The organism is Streptomyces sp. NPDC001450 (assembly GCF_053597295.1).
On sequence record NZ_JBSFHY010000057.1, the window covers coordinates 14,566 to 34,304 of the forward strand.

The window sequence follows — 19,739 nt, forward strand, 5'->3', positions numbered from 1 at the left end:
GCCCGGGAGGCCGCCCTCACCACATCGACCGGGACCGGCGCCACACCAACGGCGCAAAACCAGGGATTCACCTGAATTCCCGGTGCCCGGTCTCGTCGGACGCGGCCGTCGACGGGGCAGCCCGGCGGTGACGCGAAGACGCGTACGCATGACGACGCCTACGGAGGCCTGGGCCCCGCAGGACGGCCTTGAGCAGTGCGTTCGCCCGCACATCCATGCCCCGGCCGCGGCCGGGCGACCAGCAGGGCAGGACGCACGATCGATCAGACTCGTCCGGCGGCGAGTTGGGATCCCGGATCGCCGGCTGCCCTGCGAATCACGCAAACATCGCGTTCCACCGCTTCCCACCTGCCCTTACCAAAACTGTCAAGGTCGGTAGCGCTACGAAACACACCGGTCACCCATATAGCCCCGAACACGAACCGACCTTGGGTATCGTGCCGCCAAGCAAGGCGTCTCCTCGCCGCTCTCACGCCGCGACCCTGATCGGACGGTTAGGTGTACCACCAACGGACTCGCGGGCAGACCGCCGTGTCGGCGCCCCGTTCCCCGGACGCTGCACGGCCCCGGCTCAGACGTGTGGCGATCGGGGCACCGTCCCTGATGGCCGTCTTCTTCCTGCCGCCCACCTGGCCCGCACCGGGCGGCCTGTCGCCGACCGGCGGTTCGACCACCGCATACCCGACCCCCCTCCACACGGTCGCCATCGGCCACGGTGCCCACCGGGCGGCCGTGATCCGACAAGTCGACGACAGCAGGGGATCGTCGGACCCATACCGACCCTGCGAGCCCCCGGTCCACAGATGATCTTCAAGGTGATGCTGATCTTCCTGCCCCTGCTGACGGCTCTGGGGTTGGGCGCCCAGCTGTACAGGGAGCACGACAACCGCCGCAAGACCGAACGGCGGTTGCTGGAATTCCTGGCCACCGCGGGGCACGAGTTGCGCACTCCGCTCACCGCGATCTCCGGTTATGTACAGCTGGCCCGGCTGGGCGGCCTGGCCGATCTGGAGAAGTTCGACCTGGCGATGGCCCGCATGACGGACGAGACCCGTCGAATGGCGGCGCTCCTGGACGAGTTGGTGCTGCTGGCCAGGCTCGACCTCGGCCAGCCCTTGCGCCGTGAGCCGGTCAACCTGGCGCGGCTCTGCCGTGACGCGGTGGCCGACGCCCGGGCCTGTTCCCCGCACCATCCGATCCGGGTCACGATCCTGCCCGGCACCCACATGGTCACCGGTGACAGGGACCGCCTCTACCAGGCCGTCGCCAACCTGCTGGCCAATGTGCGGCATCACACGCCCGAGGGCACGCGCACCGCGCTGGGCCTGGGCACCGAGGACGGTTTCCGGGTGATCGAGGTGATCGACGACGGCCCGGGCATACCCGTCGAGTTGCGCGGCTCGGCCTTCGAGCGGTTCGTCCACGGCGGGCAGGCGGTGACCCGGGTTCCGAACGAGGACGCGGGCGGTGGAATCGGGCTGGGGCTGAGCGTCGTCGCGGCCATCGTCACCGCGCACGGCGGCACGGTGACCCTCGAACCCGGCAGCGGAACCTGGTTCCGCATCCGATTGCCGGCCTGAGCCGGGCCGGTGCTGACGAATCCGGCCGCAGCATTCCACGATTACGCCACGTCGCGCCACCGTCCGCCCGGCCCACTTCCTCATTCCCCTGACCCGGAATAGGCAGGTCACCCTGACCCGAAAGCGCTTCGCGGCGATACCGGCAATCCGTGGAAAATGCCTCAAGCCAAACGCCGTGCATGACTCGGTTGGATTCTAGGGGATTCACTAGTCTTCTTTGTTCACACCCCTTTCACACCCGCCCGGAGCGGCCTCAATCGCCACATCAGCAGGATGAAGCGGAGGAAACGGGCGCAATATGTGCGGCGCCAGACACATCCGGCCAGTCACCGACGCCACGGTGGCGCCTGCTTGACTATTCAAGTGACTACGCTCTTTCACATGACAGACACACTTGACAAGGCGAATCGGCTACAATCCCGGCGTTGTGTGTGCACCAGCACTGAACCGAGAACAAGACCCCGACAACCGCTTACAAAGCGGCAGAGGGGACGCGCCCTTCACCTACGGGCGCCTCCACGAGTTCTCGCCCTCACACATGCCGCTGTGAACACTGTGCGGCCACTCATTTTCCCCGCTGCCCCATCCCTCCCCGCACAGAGCCCATCAAGTGTCCGTCCCCACAGAACACCCGGTGGCACCGTGAATCTCGCCTTGGCCTTACCGGCTCCTTGCTCGCCGACCATGGGTGTGGACCCCTCCGAACCGCTGGTGGGCAGGACCGCCCCCCTCGCGGCACTGATCGGCCGCACCCCCCGCGCCGCCTCGGGACCGGCCCCGGCGGTGATGCTGACAGGCCCCGTCGGCATCGGCCGCAGCGCGCTGCTGCGGACCTTCTGCCGGACCGTGTCGCCCTGGGCGTCGGTACTGCTCGCCGGCCCGCTCGACGGTAGCTGGTACGACGCGGTCGGCCCCGCACGGGCCGACGCGCCTCATGCTCAATCACCGTCGGGCCACGGGCCTGTGACATCGCATCAGCTCCACGAGACGGTCATCGAGCTCGCCGGGAGCGGGCCCGTGGTCCTGGCCGTCGACGACGCGCACCTGGACCGGCCGAACTCCCTGCGCGGACTGGATTACGTACTGCGCAGATCCACTGGGTTACCCCTGCTGCTGGTGATCACGGTGCCCGCCGTGTCCGCCGTCGCCGAGCCCCCCGCCCTGACCTCGCTGCTCGCCCACCATGCCTGGACCACAATGGAGTTGAAGCCGCTGGCGGCCTGCGACGTCGCCGAACTGCTCACCCGGCGGCTGGGTCGACAACCCGACGCGGCCCTGCTGAGCCGGTGCCTGGAGCACTCCGAAGGCATACCCGCGGCCGTCCACGCATTCGCCGACCGGTACGCCGACGCGAGTGTCGCGGGCGACGAAGGAACGGGACCGGGCCGGACCACACCCACAGATCCAGGCCCGCTGCCCAGTTCGGCCTGCGCGGTTCTGTCCGCGGTGGCCGTACTGGGCTGTGCCGACCCGGAGCTGGTGAGCCAACTCATCCGGATGCCCGTGCCGACCGTACGACGCGCCATGGACCACCTCGCCGAACGCCGTGCCCTGCCCGCCGACGGCCCGCGAACCCGGTTCGACGGACCCGCCGGCGACATACTCCGCGGCATATCGGACGACGACCTCATTCCGCTGTACGCCCGCGCCGCGCGCCTGCTGGAGGACGCGGGGCGTCCGCCGACCCAGGTGGCGGACGCCCTCCTGCGGATCCGGTGCGGCGCCGCGCCCTGGATGCTGGAGGCTCTCCACAGCGCGGCCCTGGACGCCGACTCGCCCGGCTCCGCCGTGCGCTACCTCTCGCACGCGCTGGACATCGGCGCCGACCAGGACACCCGTACACTGCGCCGGATCCGGGCCCGGCTTGCCGAGATCCTCACCACCACCGAACCCGCCGTCGCCGTCCACCACCTGAGCACGCTGCTGGCGACCAGCACCGACGGAGGCGAACTCGCCCACATCGCACTGCGGTACGCCGACACCCTCGTCGTACTCGGTCGTGGTGACGAGGCGGCGCGACTGCTCGCCCGCATCCTGGACCGCCCGGCCGGCACCGGGGCGGTCACCGTCCCGGAGGACTGCCGACCCGTCCTGGAATCCGCCCTGCTGCTGAGCGGGTCGTTGCGGCCCGGAACCGTACGCTGGGTCAGAGAGCGCTCCCAGACGTTCGCCGAGCCCGCCGACAACGGTCCCGGCAACCGTCGCCTGCGGCTGGCCCGCGCCGCGCTGTCGGCACTCAGCGGCCGCCCCACTCCCCTGCCCGGCAACGCCGTCCCGATGGCCGTCGACACCCCCGGCACCCCGCTGGACGACCTGACGCTGATCGCCTCTGCCGTCGTCGCGCACCTCACCGACCACGACACCACCGCGCTCGACGCCCTCGACCGCCTTCTGCGCCGCCCCGTCCGCCAGGACCTCGACCCGAGCCGGGTCCAGGCCCTCATGGTCCGGGCGCTGGTGCTGTGCGGCACAGGCGACCTGCCCAAGGCCGAACGTGACGGCCGACGGGCCCTGGAAATCGAGCGCGGGCGTGGCGACGGCCCGGCCGTCGCTCCCGCCGTCGTCTTCGCCTACGTGCTCGCCCAGCGCGGCAGGATCGCCGCCGCCCAGGCCGTGCTCGGCGAGATCAGCGGCGCGGAACTGCAACCCCTGTTCTACGTCCACCCCATGTACTGGTGGACGACGGCAGCCGTCCGGCGAGCCCGCGGGGACCTGCGCGGCGCCCTGGTCGCACTGCGCTCCAGCGGCCGGGCGCTGGGCCCTGGAGCCGCGGAGCCACACATGGTGCTGCCGTGGTGGCTGGAGGCGGCCGACCTGCTGACGGAACTGGGCCGCCCGGCCGAGGCGCGGCAGATCGCCGCCCAGGGCAGCGGACTCGTCGCCGACTCGCGCACCCCGCGCGGCGCCGGGCTCGCGTTGCTGGCACGAGGTCTGGCCACGCCCGGCTGTGCCGGACACCTGCTCCTCGACGAGGCGTGCGCGCGACTCGCCGAATCCCCCGCGCGGCTGCTGCGGGCGCGCGCCGAATACGCCCTGGGCCGCGCCCTGCTCGACGCCGGCGACCCCTTGGCCGCCCGGCCCCGGCTGCGGACGGCGCTGGACCTGATGATCGGGTGCGGGGCCGGAAACGCCGCGCAGGACATTCGGCTGCGTCTCGCCGAGGCCGGCGGCCGGCCCCGCCAGCTCACCGGCCGCCCGGGCGACGCCCTGACGGAACGTGAGCGCAGAGTCGCCACCCTGGCGATGGAGGGCCGCTCCAACCGGGAGATCGCGGAGACGCTCTACATCACCCGGCGCACGGTCGAACTGCATCTCACCCACACCTACCAGAAACTCGGCGTGAGCCGCCGTGAGGAACTCGTTGACGTGTTACGGGAGGCGCCCGGGATCCGCTCGTCCGGACCGGGTGGGGGTGGTCAGCAGCGATGAGCACCACACCCGACCGACCGCCGACACCCTGCAGTCGTGCCCTGCTCGAACTGGCCGCCCAGGACGGCTTCGCACCCTTGTACGGACGGGACACCGAACAAGCGGCGCTGCTCCACATGATGAGCCGGCTCGCCGGCGGCACCCCCGGTGTGATGGTGATCCACGGCCTTCCGGGCAGCGGACGCAGCCGGCTGCTGCGGCGCGGCGTGGCCTTCGCCCGGGCGGCCGGTGTCCAGGTGCTGACCGCACTGGGCTCCCCCACGTTCTCGTACGCCCCCTACGCGTTGGTGGAGCAGTTGAGGCCGCCTCGGTCACCGGCGGCCGGCCCGGCCCGTGCCATGGAGCCGCCCGCGGAGGGCTCCGCGCAGGCATGGTGCCGCTCACTGCTGTGCGCGACCCACCGGCCGACGCTCCTCGCCCTGGACGACGTGCAATGGGCGGACCCCGAGTCGATCCAGGTGATCGCGGGGCTGCTGCGACGGCTCGGCTCGGCCCCGCTGGGGGTACTGCTGACCGTCACCAGCGCGCGCGGCGAGTTCCCCGACGCCTGCGCCGGGCTCCTGGACCAGGCGGCCGCCCTGCAGGACGGCAGGGGTCTGCTGCTGGAGCCCGGGCCGCTCGGCGCGCTGGAGGTCCACGCCATGTGGGCAGCGGCGGGACTGCCCGCCCCGGCGGCATCGGACGACATCTGGTGGGAGAGAGCCGCCCGGCTCAGCCGTGGCAGTCCCTGGCTGCTGCAGCGGGTCCTGGGCGAGCTGCGCCGGGAGCCGGGCGAGGTGTCCGCCACCGGGCTGAGGACGGCGTTCACCCATGGAATCGACACCGCGCGTGCGGACCTGGCAGCCGAGTCGGCCGCGAAGCTGTCCCCGGGCCCGCTCGCGCTGCTGCGCGGTCTGGCGGTCTGCCGGGGGCTGGTGCCGGTGGACCGGGTGGCTGCCCTCGTGGGCCTCGACGAGAGCGAACTGGCGGGCGCCCTGAGGGCGTTGCGGGTACAAGGGCTGATCGACTTCCGCGATCCACCGCGTCCGGGGCTGACGGACCGTACGGCCGCCGTGCTGGCCGGTATGAACGGCGACGAACGCAAGCGGCTGTACGCGGAGGCGGCCCGCTGGGCCCACCGCTGCGACGCCGACGAGGAGGCGCTGGCCGCGCTGCTGCTCAACACCGTGCCGCTGGGCGAGTCCTGGGTGCCATGGGTCCTGCGCCGCACCGCCCGCACCCTGCTGGCGCGCGGCCGGCACATCGAGGCGGCCGAACTGCTGGAGCGGGCGCTGCGCGAGCCACTGCCCGCTGCGGAGCGCGCCGAGGTGTTACTGGAGGCCGCCGAGGCCTACACGATGACCGCGCCCGAGGCGGCGGACCGCAGGATCACGGAACTGCTGTCCGGAGCGCAGGCCCGTGCGCATGTGCGCACGGCCGCGGCGGACCTGCTGCTCGCCCGCGGCGAACCCGGTTCGACGCTGAATATGCCGGCTGTGTGGTACGGGAACGACGGCGCGGAGTCCGCGGACGTCCCCCGGGCGGAGGCCCGGCGTCGGCCGATGGACCTCCTGCTCCGTACGGGGCCCACGGCACGGGACGCGGGGGCGGCTCCCCAGGATCCGCAGGACCCTGTCCGTCCGGCCGCACTCGCCGCGGAGGCCTGGCGGCAGATGGCCCGGGGCCACGATGCGTCCGCGGTACGCGAGATGTGCCGGGAGGTACTGCGGGCGCCGCTCGGCGGAGCGCTGTTCCCCCGGCTGACCGCCTGCTGCGTGCTGTCCGTCGCGGACGCGCACGGCACGGCGCGCAGCGCGCTGGACGCGACGCTCGCCGAGGCCGGGCATCGCCGCAGCCCCGCGCTGGTGGCAGTGGGACTGCTGCTGCGCGCCCACCTGAACCTGCGGGCCGGCGACCCGGACACCGCCGCCCACGACCTGGCCGCATGCCGCTCCCTGGGAGCGCCGGAGGTGTGGCATCCCACCCGGCTCACCACGTTGCGGGCGGTGCAGATCCGGCTGCTGGTCGCACGGGAGCGGTACGAGGAGGCCGACCGGCTGGCAGGTGAGGAGCTGCCGCCCGGTGCCGAGGAGAGCAGCCCCTGGATCCATCTGCTGTACGCCCGCGCGCAGTTGCTGCTCTGCCAGGGGCGCCCGCGGCAGGCGCTGGCCGAGGCGGAGGAGTGCGGTCGGCGGATGGCGGCCCGCGAGTGGGGCAATCCGGGGCTCCTGGCCTGGCGTTCGCTGGCGGCCCTGGCCCATCTCGGCTGCGGTGACGACGACCGGGCGGCGGAGCTGTTCGCCGAGGAGTCGCGGCTTGCCGAGCGTTGGGGCACCGACTCCGCGCTCGCCTGGACCGAGCTGCGCCGGGGCCTCGGCTCCCCGGCGCCGCAGGCGGCCCGTCTGACCGAACACGCACTGCGTCGGCTCGGCCGAACGCCCGCGTCCCGGCGTTTCGCGCAGGCCGTCGTGGCCCGCGAGGCGGCTGGATCGCGCCACGGGGCACGTGCGGACATCTCGGCACCCGGATCCGGACCTCAAGACGGCGGTACTCCCATGACTCCATGACCCGCCCCGTCCCACGGACCTCTCACTCCACCCCCCATGTTCAACAACACCGTGCAAGGAGGCCGCTGGCATGCTGCTTGAGCGGCAGAACGAACTGAAACTGGCGGCCGAGGCCCTCCGGCTCGCCGTACAGGGCAGCGGATCACTCGTCGTGATCAGCGGGCCGCCCGGAATCGGCAAGTCGGCGGTACTGACGGAGATCGGCGAACTGGCCGCGCGACTGGCCACCGGGTCGGTGACCGGGTCGGCGGCACCGCCGCGGCCTCTGGTGATGCGGGCCTACGCCGCCCCCGCGGAACGCGACTTCCCGCTCGGTGTCACCCGGCAGCTGCTGGAGCCGGTTCTCAAGTCCGGTGCATTCGTGGCCAGATGGTGCTCGGGGCCCGCGCGACCCGCGCTCGCCTTCCTCCAGGGCGACCCCGAGTCGCCCCGGCAGCACACCGCGACGACCGTGCGCGCGCTGCTGTCCATGGTGTTGAACATGAGCCACGACCGTGTGCCGGTACTGCTCGTCGACGATCTGCACTGGGCGGACGAGGGAACGCTGGACTGGCTCGACCAGCTGGTGCGCCAGGTGACACATCGGAGGATCCTCGTCGCGGTGACCGTGTGCGAGGGAGAACCCGCTGCGGAACCACCCGGCATCCGGCCCCTGGCCGCCGCCGAGCACACCCTGCTGCCGGCCCCGCTCGGCGCGGCATCGGTCGACGCCCTGGTTCTGGACCGTCTGGGCGCGTCGGCCGAGGCCGAGTTCACGGCCGCGTGCCACGACGCCACGCGCGGCAACCCGCTGCATCTCGTGTCGCTCCTGCAGGAGTGCCAGACCCGCGGTATCGCACCGGTGGCGGCCGAGGCGACCAAGGTGGCCACGCTGGTGCCTCCGGCGCTGCGGCGGCGGCTGCTGCTGTGTCTGCGTGAGCAGCCGCGGTCCGTCCTCGCCACGGCCCGTGCGTTGCTGGTCCTCGGGGACGACGCCGACCCGCAGGTGGTGGGCGAACTGGCCGGGCTGGACCCGGTGGACCGGGACGACAGTCTCTGGCGTCTGCGCCGGCTGGCCTTGCTCACCCGGCAGGACACCCTCCGGCTGGCCCATCGGGCGGTCCACGAGGTGGTCGAGGAAGCCACGCCACCGGGCGAACGCAACCGGCTGCACCTGGAGGCCGCCGCCCTGCTGCGCTACCGGGGCAGCACGCCCGAACGGGTGGCCGGCCATCTGCTGGTCACCACCGCACAGCTGGACGGCGACGCGGTGGCGGCTCTGCGGCGCGCCGCAGACGCGGCGGTGCGGCGCGGCGCCCCCGAGACGGCCGCCCGCTATCTGCGCCGGGCACTGCGCGACGTCCTGCCGCACAGTGAGGCGCGGGCCCGGCTGCTGGTGGAACTGGCGACCGTGGAGCGCGGCTTCGCCCCGTCGGTGGCCGCCCGGCACGTCGCCCAGGCCTTCCCGCTGCTGCCGAGCCCGCTGGCCCGCGCCGAGGCGCTGATGGCGCTCACCCCGGTCGCGCCCGGTGCCACGCTGCTGTCGCTGGGTGATCTGCTGCGGCAGACGGCTGACGAACTGGCGGCCCCAGGAGCACTGCCGGCTGAGCGGCGCCCGCTGGAGCTGCGTCTGGAGGCCCGGCTGCATTACCTCTGCGAAACCGATCCGGCGGTGGTCGCGTCGGCCGCGGACCGCCTGGCCGGGCTGGGCAAGTGGCCGGAGATGACGCGCGGCGGCCAGCGGGAGCTGCTCGTGGCGCTCCTGCACGCGGCGACCGTTGCCATGTCGCTGCCCGCCACGCGGGTCGGGGCGCTCGCACGCCGCGTCCTGGAACATGAGCCGGCCTCCGCGGCCCACGTGCACACCATGCTGCCGCTGGTGGTACCGGTCCTGGTCACCGCGGACTCGGTGGCGGGGCTGCTGCCCTGGCTGGACACGGCCCTGGCGGACGCGGTGCGGCGGGGCGCACGGCTGGAGGAGTCGGTGATCCTCAGCGAGCAGGCGCTCGTGCTGCTCGCCCAGGGCCGGCTGACGGCGGCGCGGGAGCGGGCGGTGAAGGCCTGCTCGGTGGTCGGTCCCGAGGAGGTGAGCACGCTGTCGGCGCTCGCGCTGGTCCTGGTGGCGCTGCGGGCCCGGGAGCCGGAGCTGGTCGGTTCGCTGCCGGAGCGCATCCGCGCACTGCACGAGAACTGCGAGCTGGCCGGGCTGCTCACCCTGGTCCGGGGACTGAAGGCGGAGCGACGCCACGAGCCGGGCATGGCGGTGGAGCACTTCCTCGACGCCGGGTACGCCCTGGAGCGGGCGGGATGGCGCAATCCGATGGTGGCACCGTCGGCGTACTGGGCGGCGCGGACGCTGCACCGGATGGGCGAAGCGGACCGGGCGGAACAGCTGTGCGCGCAGCACCTGGAGCGGGCGCGGGCCTGGGGTGCCCCGTCGGTTCTGGGCCGCGCACTGGCCCTCCAGGCCGCGGTGCTGGGCAAGGCCTCGGCGCCGAGGTTGCTGCGGGAGGCCGCCGAGGTCCTGGAGGAATCCGCCGATCTGCACGCGCGGGCTTCGGTGCTGCTGCGGCTCGGGGAGGCCGTGGCGCCGTGCCATGCCGCCGAGGCGGAGACGGCGCTGCGTATGTCGTACGAACTGGCTGTGGAGTGCGGGGCGTCCCAGGTCGCGGCCCGTGCGCAGGAGATGCTGGGGCCGGCGGCGGTCGGCGCGCCGGCGCGGGCACGACTGACGTCGGCGGAGCGGATGGTGGCCCGGATGGCCGTGCAGGGCCTGACCAACCAGGCCATCGCCGACACCCTCGGCGTCTCCCGGCGGGCCGTGGAGAAGCATCTGACGAGCTGCTACCGCAAGATGTCCACGTCCGGACGTTCGGGCCTCGCCACCGCTCTCGGGGAAGCGGGTCTGTTCGACCCGGCAGACGCGCCGCCTGTGCCCGCCGAGGAGATCCGCCCCCAGGGAGCGGCCTGACCAGGACGTACGGCTCGGCTCAAGCCGCCACCTGCCAGCTGACCGGCGACCGGTAGTGGGTAAGGCGTTCCAGACGGCTCCAGCGGGCGGTGCTGCGGGGGCGGTCCGGACCGTCCGGGGTGTGGCCGCGGGCCACGGCGCGGGCCACGAGGACCGCGGTCAGCGCGGCGAGTTCCTCCGCACTGGCCTCGCCGCGTACGACCCGTACCAGGGCGGTGTCGTCGGACATGCTCACGTCTGTCCTTCCTTGTCGTGGACGTGCTCACCGGGAGGACCGGTCAGGTGCCCTGCGGCGCGGTCTGTGCGGTGAAGTGCTCGTCGAGCAGTTTCAGCACGTCCGCGGCACGGCTGTTGAGGTAGAAGTGGCCGCCGGGCAGGATCCGCAGGTCGAATTCCGCCGTGGTGTGCTTCTCCCAGTCCTGGGCCTCGTCGACCGACGTCTTGGGGTCGCTGTCGCCTACCAGCGCGGTGACCGGGCAGCCCACCGTGGCGCCCGGCGCGCACCGGTAGGTCTCCACCGCCCGGTAGTCGCCGCGCAGGGCGGGCAGGATCATCCGGATCAGTTCCTCGTCACCCAGCAACCGGTCGTCGGTGCCGCTCATCGCCTTCACCTCGGCGATGATTCCGTCGTCGTCGCGCCGGTGGACGTTCTCGTCGCGGTAGCGGGAGGGGGCCCGCCGGCCCGAGGCGAACAGCCGTACCGGACCGCTGCCCTCCCGTTCGAACCGCCGGGCCACCTCGAAGGCGACGAGCGCGCCCATGCTGTGCCCGAAGAAGGTCAGCGGGCGGTCGTCCCAGCCGCGCAGCACCTCGTGCACCCGGTCCGCGAGCGTGCCGATGTCGTCGAGCAACGCTTCGTTACGCCGGTCCTGACGGCCCGGGTACTGCACGGCGACGACGTCGACGCGCGGGCTGAGGGCCGTGGAGACCGGCAGGTAGTAGCTGGCCGAGCCGCCCGCGTGGGGGAAGCAGACCAGGCGGTGGGCGGCGTCGGGAGCCGGGTTGAACCGCCTGCACCACAGGCCGTCGTCGACGGGGGAAACGCTCACGCTGCTCGTCCGTCCTCTGTTGGCGGGTTCCAGTGGTCTGGAGCACTGGCTTGCTCGTGCTTGCTCGTACGGATGTGCCGCCACTATCCAGCACCGTCGGGCCCGGACGGCCGTGTCGGGGCGGAAGTCTGGGCGTTTCCCCTGTACTTGGCCGGGCGGGGCGGCAGCACGTTGTGTCATCGGTCGGGACGGTGGCATAAAGCTGAGCGCCGGACGCGTATCCGAGGCGCCGGACGCACAGCGAGGAGTTCCCATGCCCACCACGGATCCGCGGCCCGGGACCGGCGAGGCACCGAAGCGGTGAGCGGTGTGCCGGGCGGCAGGCTCTTCGCGGTCAGTGACCTGCACGTCGCCTACGAGCAGAACCGCGCAGTCGTGCGGGACCTGCACCCCTCCGATCCCTCCGACTGGCTGATCGTCGCCGGTGACATCGGGGAGTTGACCGCGGATGTCGAGTGGGTGCTGCGGCTGCTCGCCGAGCGGTTCGCGACCGTGGTGTGGGTGCCGGGCAACCACGAACTGTGGACGCACCCCGACGACCCGGTGATCCTGCGCGGTGAGGCCCGCTATCGCAGCCTGGTCGAACTGTGCCGGTCGCTGGGCGTGCTGACCCCGCAGGACCCGTACGTTCAGTGGCCCGGCCCGGACGGGCCGGTGGTGATCGCGCCGCTGTTCCTGCTGTACGACTACTCGTTCCTGCCGCCGGGTGCCACCGGTACCGCCGACGCGCTCGCCCGTGCGGAGAAGGCCGGCGTCGTGGCCACCGACGAGTTCCTGCTGCACAGCGACCCCTACCCGGACCGCGCGGCCTGGTGCCGGGCGCGGCTGGCGTACACCCGCGAGCGGCTGGACGCCTGCCCGCCGGACCTGCCGACCGTACTCGTGAACCACTTCCCGCTGGTCCGCGAGCCCACCCGCATTCTGCGGTACCCGGAGTTCGCGCTGTGGTGCGGAACCACCGCCACGCACGACTGGCACCGGCGCTACCGGGCGGCCACCGTCGTGTACGGCCATCTGCACATCCCCCGTACGACGTGGCACGACGGGGTGCCGCACCGCGAGGTGTCGCTGGGCTACCCGCGCGAGTGGCAGCCGCGCGGGATGCCTTCCCCCTTGCTGCGCGAGATCCTTCCCCGGCGAGGTGCGCGATGACGCCACTGATGCGCCGGCTGCTGCCCGACCAGGTGGAAGTGACCGAGGTACGCGGCGAGTTGGTGGCTCCCCCGCTGTTTCCCGAGGAGGAGGCGGTGGTGGCGCAGGCGGTGGAGAAGCGCCGCCGGGAGTTCGCCACCGGCCGGCGGTGCGCCCGGCTGTCGCTGGCCGCGCTGGGGCTTCCGGCGGTGCCGCTGCTGCCCGGCCCGCGCGGTGAGCCCGGCTGGCCCGCGGGAGTGGTCGGTGCCATCTCCCACTGCGACGGCTACCGGGTGGCGGCGGTCGCCCGCGCCACCGAACTGGCGGCCCTCGGCATCGACGCCGAGACGGCCGCCCCGCTGCCGGACGGCGTCCTGGAGGCGGTGTCACTGCCCGACGAGCGCACAGAACTCGCCCCGCTGGGACGGTCGGTGCCGCAGGTGCCCTGGGACCGGCTGCTGTTCAGCGCGAAGGAGTCGGTGTACAAGGTGTGGTTCCCGCTGGCCCGCAGCCCGCTCGGGTTCGAGGACGCCCGGCTGCGCTTCACCCACGAGCCGGACGCCTCCGGCGGGACGCGGGGCACGTTCTCGGTCCGGGTGCTGGTGCCGGTGCCCCCCGCCTTCACCGGTCCGGTCGGCGGTGGTACCGAACTCACCGGGCGGTGGCTGGTCGACGAGGGCCTGGTGCTGACCGCGCTGGCACCCGCCGCGCAGGGTGCCGGCCCACGCGCCGGTGAGCCCGCGGAGCGGGCCGTGGCCCCTACGTCCGGGGCGTCGGTGCCGTCCGGCACCTCCTGCCCGCCGCAGTAGCCCCACGGTCCGCGGCGGGCGCCGTGGGCCGACGTCGATCCGATGGAGAGGCAGCGATGCCCCAGCTCAACGCGACCGGTCCCGAGTCCGACACCGATGCGGTCCTCGCCGCGCGGCTGGCCGTCTCCGCGACGGCCACGGGCGGCGAGGCGATGTCCGACGTCCAGTTCTTCGACTGGCTGGACGAGCGCCGCCGCAAGCACAGCCAGGAGGTACACCGCACCACCTTCGCCGAACTGTCCGGCTGGCACTTCGCCCCGGGCACCGGCGACCTGGAACATCGCAGCGGGCGGTTCTTCGCGGTGCGCGGGATGCGGGTGCGCACCGACTTCGGGCCGGTTCCCGAGTGGAGCCAGCCGATCATCAGGCAGCCGGAGATAGGCATCCTCGGGCTGGCGGTCCGTGAGATCAACGGGGTGCTGCACTGTCTGATGCAGGCGAAGTCCGAGCCGGGCAATGTCAACGGGGTGCAGCTGTCACCGACGGTGCAGGCCACCAAGAGCAACTACACCCGGGTGCACGGGGGTTCCTCGGTGCCGTACCTGGACTGCTTCCGCGAGCCGCAGGCCCGTGGCCATCGGGTACTGGCAGATGTGCTCCAGTCCGAGCAGGGCTCGTGGTTCTTCTGCAAGCGCAACCGCAACATGATCGTCGAGGTCGGCCCGGAGGTGGAGGCGGGCGAGGACTTCTGCTGGCTGACACTGCGGCAGGTCAATGCGCTGCTTCACTACGAGAATCTGATCAACATGGACGCGCGTACGGTGCTTTCCTGCCTGCCGGAATGGCACCACGGTTCCGGGCCGGCCACCGGCCTCCACTCGGGCGTGGCGGTCCGCAGCTGGATCACCGCACAGCAGAGCGAGCGGGAGGTCAGCGCCGCGCTGTTGCCGCTGCGCGAGGTCGAGGGGCACGGCTGGTACCGCACCGAGGACCGTATCTCCCACGAGCGGGGCCTGTTCTTCAGCATCGTGCCCGTGGACGTCGTCTCCAACCGGCGCGAGGTGGCGTCCTGGTCGCAACCGCTGCTCGAACCGCACGGCACCGGGACGGTGGCGATGCTGGTGCGCCGGATCGACGGCGTACCGCACTGTCTGGTCCACGCCAGGGTCGAGCCGGGGTACCTCGACGTCGTCGAACTCGGCCCCACCGTGCAGTGCACCCCGGAGAACTACGCCCATCTGCCCGCGGAGGGCCGCCCCCGCTTCCTCGGCCTGGTGGAGGAGGCGCGCCCGGAACAGGTGCTGTTCGACACGGTGCTGTCGGAGGAGGGCGGCCGGTTCCTGCACGCGCAGAACCGGTACCTGATCGTCGAGGCGGACGACGGCGGGCCCGCCGAAGTGCCCGGCGACTACAAGTGGGTGACGTTGCATCAGCTCGGTGAACTGCTGAAGTACAGCCACTACCTCAACGTACAGGCGCGGACCCTCGTCGCGGCCCTGCGTACCGTCGCGGGCATCGCACCCGGCCTGCCCGTGGCCGAAGTCCGGAGAGTCGGGAGCACCGCCGGGAGCGGGGGAGACGGTCGTGCGGATCATCGGTGACGGCTTCCTCGGCCGCAACCTGGCCGCCGCCTTCGGCGACCGCTTCCCCGATGTGACGGCGATCGCTTCCGGTGTGTCCAGCACATCCACCACGACCCTCGCCGAGTACGACCGTGAGGCACAGCTCCTCTACGACGTGCTGGAGGGCTGCGCGCGGGAGGGGCGTCGGCTGCTGTTCTTCTCCACGGCCTCCTTCTCCATGTACGGCTTCCCGGACGGCGAGGCGACGGAGACGGACCCGGTACGGCCGCCGAACGCCTACGGGCGGCACAAGCTGGCCCTGGAGAGCGTGGTGCGTTCGTCGGGTACCGAGCATCTGATCCTGCGGCTGAGCCATGTGGTGGGCCGTCACCAGCGGTCGCACCAGCTGCTGCCCACCCTCGTCCGGCATGTCGCGCAGGGAGAGGTGACGGTCCATCAGGGTGCGCACCGGGACCTGCTGGACGTACGGGACCTGCTGCACGCGGTCGGACGGCTCCTGGCGGACGGGATCACCGGCGAGGTGCTCAACGTGGCCTCGGGAATCCCACAACCGGTGGAGTCGATCGTGACGGCGATCGAGCAGCGCCTGGGCATCGCGGCCCGGCGCGTCATCCGCCCGGGCTCCCCCGCGATCACCCGTGCGTCCGTGGGACGGCTGCGCGGACTGGTACCGGACTTCCGCGCAGCCACCGCGGAAGGGGACTACCTGAGGGCGCTGTTGGACACCTATCTGCCCTACTACACCGCCATCGCACAGGACTTGGCGGCACTGCCCGGCCGGTGACCGCGCCGCCGGCTGCGAGAACCCCTAGACATTTGCCGCGGGAGCGGACCGGAAGTGGTTCCTCGGCCTAGCGTGGGCGGCGTGATCGACCTTGCGGGAGTGACCAAGCGGTACGGCGAGAAGGTGGTCGTCGACGACCTCACCTTCACGGTCCGGCCCGGCTGTGTCACCGGATTCCTCGGCCCCAACGGAGCGGGCAAGTCCACCACCATGCGGATGATGCTCGGTCTGGACCGCCCCACCTCGGGCCATGTACTCATCGACGGCAAACCCTACGCCCGGCTCAAGGACCCGCTGCGCCACGTGGGCGCGTTGCTGGACGCCAAGGCGATGCACGGCGGGCGCAGCGCGTACCAGAACCTCAGGTGCCTCGCGCTCAGCAACGGCATACCCCTGTCCCGGGTTGCCGAGGTGCTCGAAGACGTCGGACTGGCCTCGGTCGCCAAGAAGCGGCCCAAGGGCTTCTCACTGGGGATGGGGCAGCGGCTCGGCATCGCCGCGGCGCTGCTGGGCGATCCGGAGATCGTGCTGCTGGACGAGCCGGTCAACGGCCTCGATCCGGAGGGCATCCACTGGATCCGCACCCTGATGAAGGGGCTGGCGGCCCAGGGCCGCACGGTGTTCGTCTCCAGCCATCTGATGAGCGAGATGGCGCTGACCGCCGACCACCTGGTCGTCATCGGCCGGGGCAGGCTGCTCGCCGACACCGGCATGCAGGAGTTCATCGACCGCAACACCCGCTCGGGCGTGCGGATCCGCACGCCCGAACCGGAGAAGCTGCGGGACGCGCTCGCCGGGGCGGGCATCACCGCCACCGAGAACTCCTCCGGCGCTTTCGAGGTGACCGACGTCCCGGCGGAGCGGCTCGGCGAGCTGGCGCTGGAGCACCGCATCCTGCTGCACGAGCTGAGCCCGCAGCACGCCTCCCTGGAGGAGGCGTTCATCGCGCTGACCGGTGAGGCGGCCGAGTACCGCACCGGACCGCTCGCCGCCGGCGCCGTGTCGCACGGCGGTCGGACCGCACCGCAGACCACCGGAACGGAGTCCTGACCCATGTCCGCACCCACCGCGGCCCTCCGCTCCGAGTGGGCCAAGCTCACCACGGTCCGCTCCACCGGCTGGACCCTGTTCGCCGCCTTCGCCGTCACCGTGGCCTTCGGCACGCTGGTGAGCGCGCTGTCCAACGCCAAGTACGACGACCTGTCACAGCAGCAGAAGCTCACCTTCGACCCCGCCGGAACCAGCTTCACCGGCGGGGTCCTCGGCCAGCTGGCGATGATCGCGTTCGGCGTCATGGTGATCGGCGGCGAGTACAGCACCGGCATGATCCGCAACTCGCTGGCGGCGGTGCCACGGCGTGGCGTCTTCTACTTCAGCAAACTGGCGGTGGCGACCGGTGCCGCGCTGGCAGTCGGAATGGTCACCAGCTTCGTGACCTTCTTCGCCGGGCAGGCAGCACTCGGTTCGCACAGCACCACGATCGGCGCGCACAACGTGCTGCGGGCGACGCTGGGTGCCGGGCTCTACATGACGCTGATGGCCGTGTTCTCGATGGGCGTCGCCACCATGCTGCGCAGTTCCATGGTGTCCATGGGCATTCTGATGCCCTTCTTCTTCCTCGTCACGCAGATCCTGTCCTCGGTGCCCGGTGCCAAGAAGGTCGCGCACTACCTGCCCGACCAGGCCGGTGAGGCGATGGCCCGGGTGGTGCGCAATTCCGACGTGCCCTACGGGCCGGGCGGCGGCCTCGTCATCATGCTGCTGTGGGTGGCGGCCGTGGTGCTCGGCGGTTATCTGGTGCTGCGCGGCCGGGACGCCTGAACGGCGCCACGCGCCACGCCCTGCCCCGGGGCGCGCGGAAGTCTAGGAGATTGCTGGATTTCCGCGGGGCACACTGAGCAGCAATCCACGGCTCAGGGAGCAATCATGACCGACATCAGGTCAGTTCAGGTCGCTGACGGCGTTTCCGTCTTCGTGCCGCAGACGGAGGGCGCGCTGTTCTCCGAAGTCGACTTCATCTACAACGAGATATTCGTCGAACGCACCTACCTCAAGCACGGTATTCAGCTCTCCGATTCCTCACGGATCGTGGACGCAGGTGCGAACGTGGGCCTGTTCTCCCTCTTCGTCAAGCAGGAGTTCCCCGGCGCGAAGATCCTGGCGTTCGAGCCGATCCCGGCCATCCACCAGGCGCTGCTGGAGAACCTGGACAGCCATGGCGCGAAGGACGTGGAGGTGGTGCGTTCGGCGCTGGGCAGCCGGCACGAGGACCAGGTCCGCTTCACGTTCTACCCCGCCCTGCCCGGCAACTCGACGCGGTACCCGGAGCAGAAGAAGGTCGGGCAGGAACTGACGGTGGAGCAGATCGGCCAGGAGGCGCTGGACCGCATCATGGCCGGCGTCGAGGTCGAGGCCGAGGTGAACCGGCTCTCCGACGAGCTGCGCGGGTGGGCGCCGCAAGGCCCGATCGACCTGCTGAAGATCGACGTTGAGGGCGCGGAGCTGGAGGTCATGGAAGGGCTGGACGCGGCGGACTGGCAGCGCGTGCGCCAGACCGTGATCGAGGTGCAGGACCTCGACGGCCGCCTGGACGCGGTGCGGGACATCCTCGACGCGCAGGGCTTCGCCGTGACGGTGGAGAACGCGGCGAACCTGCCGGAGGTGTACCGCTACTCGATGGTGTACGCCAGGCGCGAGCGCTGACGGCTCCCGAGCCGCCGCCTGCGACGCCCCAGTAGCGCGCCCTTCAGCGAGCCGACCCGGCACCTCTGCCTGGTGCCGGGTCTTTGCGTTGTCGGAATGTTCCGTTGTCGGGCACGTGCGTGGTGGACGCCGGTGAGGCGCCCGGGTTCAGGAGACCGGGTTCTCCCGGGCCCAGGCCGGGAGCTCGAGGACGGTCAGGACGGCCGAGGTGGACACCCAGCCGGACGCGGACGTCGTCATCAGGATGTGGTCGCCGGGGGACACCAGGCCGTTGCGGAGCAGGTGGTCGAGGGAGACCGCCATGTCGCAGGCGCCCATGTGGCCGTACTCCTTGCCGAAGTCCCAGGTGGAACGGGACATCGGCAGGCCCAGTGGCTGCATCTTCATCTGGTCGATCATGCGGGAGTCGCTGTTGGCGGCCACCACCCACCGCAGGTCCGACGCGTTCAGGCCCGCGTCCACCAGCGACCGGTGCACGATGTCGAGCTCGAAGTCGCGGATCAGCTCCATGCACTTGTCGACCGGCACCACGTGCTGGTTGAAGTAGGACAACAGTTCCATCGTGCCGGACGCCTTGCGCTGTTCCCCCCGGAACGGCAGCAGTGACTCCTCGCCGCGGTGCCACTGCTCCAGCTCCGGGAGCGTCCCGGAGTTCACGGCGCGCAGCGCGGCGAACCCGCCCTCACCGCTGAGCAGGACGGCGGCGCCGCCGTCACTTGCGGTGAAACCGGTACCGAAGCCCTTCCACCGGTCGATCAGCGGGCTGGTGAAGTTCTCCGCCGCCGTCACCAGCGCGGTCTCGGCCCCGGCGGCCCCCGTCAGCTGCCCCACGGCGACCTCGATGCCGGCCAGCAGACCGTTGGAGTGCTGGCGCACATCCGTGCTGGGCACCCCGCTCGCGCCCAGCTCGCGCAGTACGTAGCCGGGCGGGTAGAAACCCTCGGGGCCGTGCTGCACGGCGGTGCAGTGGACGTGGAAGTCGAGGTCCTCCACGTCGTTGCCGGACCGGCGGAACGCCTGCCGGGCGGCGAACACCGCCATGTCCAGTGCGGGCAGGTCGCCCGCGATGTAGGCGGCGGTGAGCCCGGTGCCGTACTGGACGGAGTACTCGTCGTAGAGCCCCTCCTCGACCGCCTGCTCGACGCTCACCCACCGGTCCGGGATGTACGTCCCGACCGTGTCGACATAGACGCCGTCCGTCTTCATCTGTGGCTGTTCTCCTTGGGTGTCGTGGA

At 71.8% G+C, this 19,739-nt stretch carries 14 protein-coding genes; 11 read left to right on the forward strand and 3 right to left on the reverse strand.

Annotated features, from left to right (window positions below; translation table 11 throughout):
• The first annotated feature begins 803 nt into the window (after nt 1-803).
• The 4 genes from ACWC5O_RS40625 to ACWC5O_RS40640 all read left to right on the forward strand — a co-directional run bounded on the left by ACWC5O_RS40625 (nt 804) and on the right by ACWC5O_RS40640 (nt 10,505).
• Nucleotides 804-1,580, forward strand: coding sequence for a sensor histidine kinase (locus ACWC5O_RS40625; RefSeq protein ID WP_450591566.1), 777 nt, complete (start codon nt 804-806; stop codon nt 1,578-1,580).
• A 684-nt stretch (nt 1,581-2,264) separates the two neighbouring features.
• Nucleotides 2,265-5,009: a LuxR C-terminal-related transcriptional regulator gene (locus tag ACWC5O_RS40630; protein ID WP_450781208.1), complete on the forward strand. Its 2,745-nt coding sequence runs from the start codon at nt 2,265-2,267 to the stop codon at nt 5,007-5,009.
• Nucleotides 5,006-7,555 (forward strand): AAA family ATPase, encoded by a 2,550-nt coding sequence (locus ACWC5O_RS40635; RefSeq protein WP_450591569.1) that lies wholly within the window; start codon nt 5,006-5,008, stop codon nt 7,553-7,555. The genes ACWC5O_RS40630 and ACWC5O_RS40635 overlap by 4 nt, the downstream gene beginning before the upstream one ends.
• Before the next feature lie 70 nt (nt 7,556-7,625).
• Nucleotides 7,626-10,505 (forward strand): AAA family ATPase, encoded by a 2,880-nt coding sequence (locus ACWC5O_RS40640; protein WP_450591570.1) that lies wholly within the window; start codon nt 7,626-7,628, stop codon nt 10,503-10,505.
• Between the two features lie 19 nt (nt 10,506-10,524).
• Here the strand turns inward: ACWC5O_RS40640 and ACWC5O_RS40645 are convergent, their stop codons facing one another.
• Nucleotides 10,525-10,734 carry an acyl-CoA carboxylase subunit epsilon gene (locus tag ACWC5O_RS40645; protein ID WP_450591571.1) on the reverse strand — a complete coding sequence of 70 codons (210 nt, stop codon included), beginning with the start codon at nt 10,732-10,734 and terminating at the stop codon, nt 10,525-10,527.
• Between the two features lie 49 nt (nt 10,735-10,783).
• A complete protein-coding gene (locus ACWC5O_RS40650; RefSeq protein ID WP_450591573.1) occupies nt 10,784-11,554 on the reverse strand; it encodes a thioesterase II family protein in 771 nt (256 codons plus the stop codon).
• A 300-nt stretch (nt 11,555-11,854) separates the two neighbouring features.
• Between ACWC5O_RS40650 and ACWC5O_RS40655 the strand changes: the two genes are divergently transcribed.
• The 7 genes from ACWC5O_RS40655 (at nt 11,855) to ACWC5O_RS40685 (ending at nt 18,504) form a co-directional block, all read left to right on the forward strand.
• Entirely contained in the window at nt 11,855-12,706 is an 852-nt protein-coding gene (locus ACWC5O_RS40655) for a metallophosphoesterase family protein (RefSeq protein ID WP_450591574.1), read from the forward strand.
• Nucleotides 12,707-12,711: 5 nt separating this feature from the next.
• Nucleotides 12,712-13,494 carry a 4'-phosphopantetheinyl transferase family protein gene (locus tag ACWC5O_RS40660; protein WP_450591590.1) on the forward strand — a complete coding sequence of 261 codons (783 nt, stop codon included), beginning with the start codon at nt 12,712-12,714 and terminating at the stop codon, nt 13,492-13,494.
• 56 nt (nt 13,495-13,550) lie between these two features.
• The gene (locus ACWC5O_RS40665; protein ID WP_450591576.1) at nt 13,551-15,035 is read left to right on the forward strand and encodes an NDP-hexose 2,3-dehydratase family protein; all 1,485 of its coding nucleotides are present in this window, start codon (nt 13,551-13,553) and stop codon (nt 15,033-15,035) included.
• Complete coding sequence (locus tag ACWC5O_RS40670; protein ID WP_450591577.1) at nt 15,019-15,801, forward strand: NAD-dependent epimerase/dehydratase family protein; 783 nt, start codon at nt 15,019-15,021, stop codon at nt 15,799-15,801. The genes ACWC5O_RS40665 and ACWC5O_RS40670 overlap by 17 nt, the downstream gene beginning before the upstream one ends.
• Nucleotides 15,802-15,882: 81 nt before the next feature.
• Complete coding sequence (locus tag ACWC5O_RS40675) at nt 15,883-16,851, forward strand: ABC transporter ATP-binding protein (RefSeq protein WP_450591579.1); 969 nt, start codon at nt 15,883-15,885, stop codon at nt 16,849-16,851.
• 3 nt (nt 16,852-16,854) lie between these two features.
• Nucleotides 16,855-17,622 (forward strand): ABC transporter permease, encoded by a 768-nt coding sequence (locus ACWC5O_RS40680; protein WP_450591581.1) that lies wholly within the window; start codon nt 16,855-16,857, stop codon nt 17,620-17,622.
• A gap of 105 nt (nt 17,623-17,727) precedes the next feature.
• Nucleotides 17,728-18,504, forward strand: a complete 777-nt coding sequence (locus tag ACWC5O_RS40685; RefSeq protein WP_450591583.1) for an FkbM family methyltransferase — start codon at nt 17,728-17,730, stop codon at nt 18,502-18,504.
• A gap of 147 nt (nt 18,505-18,651) precedes the next feature.
• Here the strand turns inward: ACWC5O_RS40685 and ACWC5O_RS40690 are convergent, their stop codons facing one another.
• Nucleotides 18,652-19,710, reverse strand: coding sequence for a ketoacyl-ACP synthase III family protein (locus ACWC5O_RS40690; protein WP_450591585.1), 1,059 nt, complete (start codon nt 19,708-19,710; stop codon nt 18,652-18,654).
• Nucleotides 19,711-19,739 lie beyond the last annotated feature (29 nt).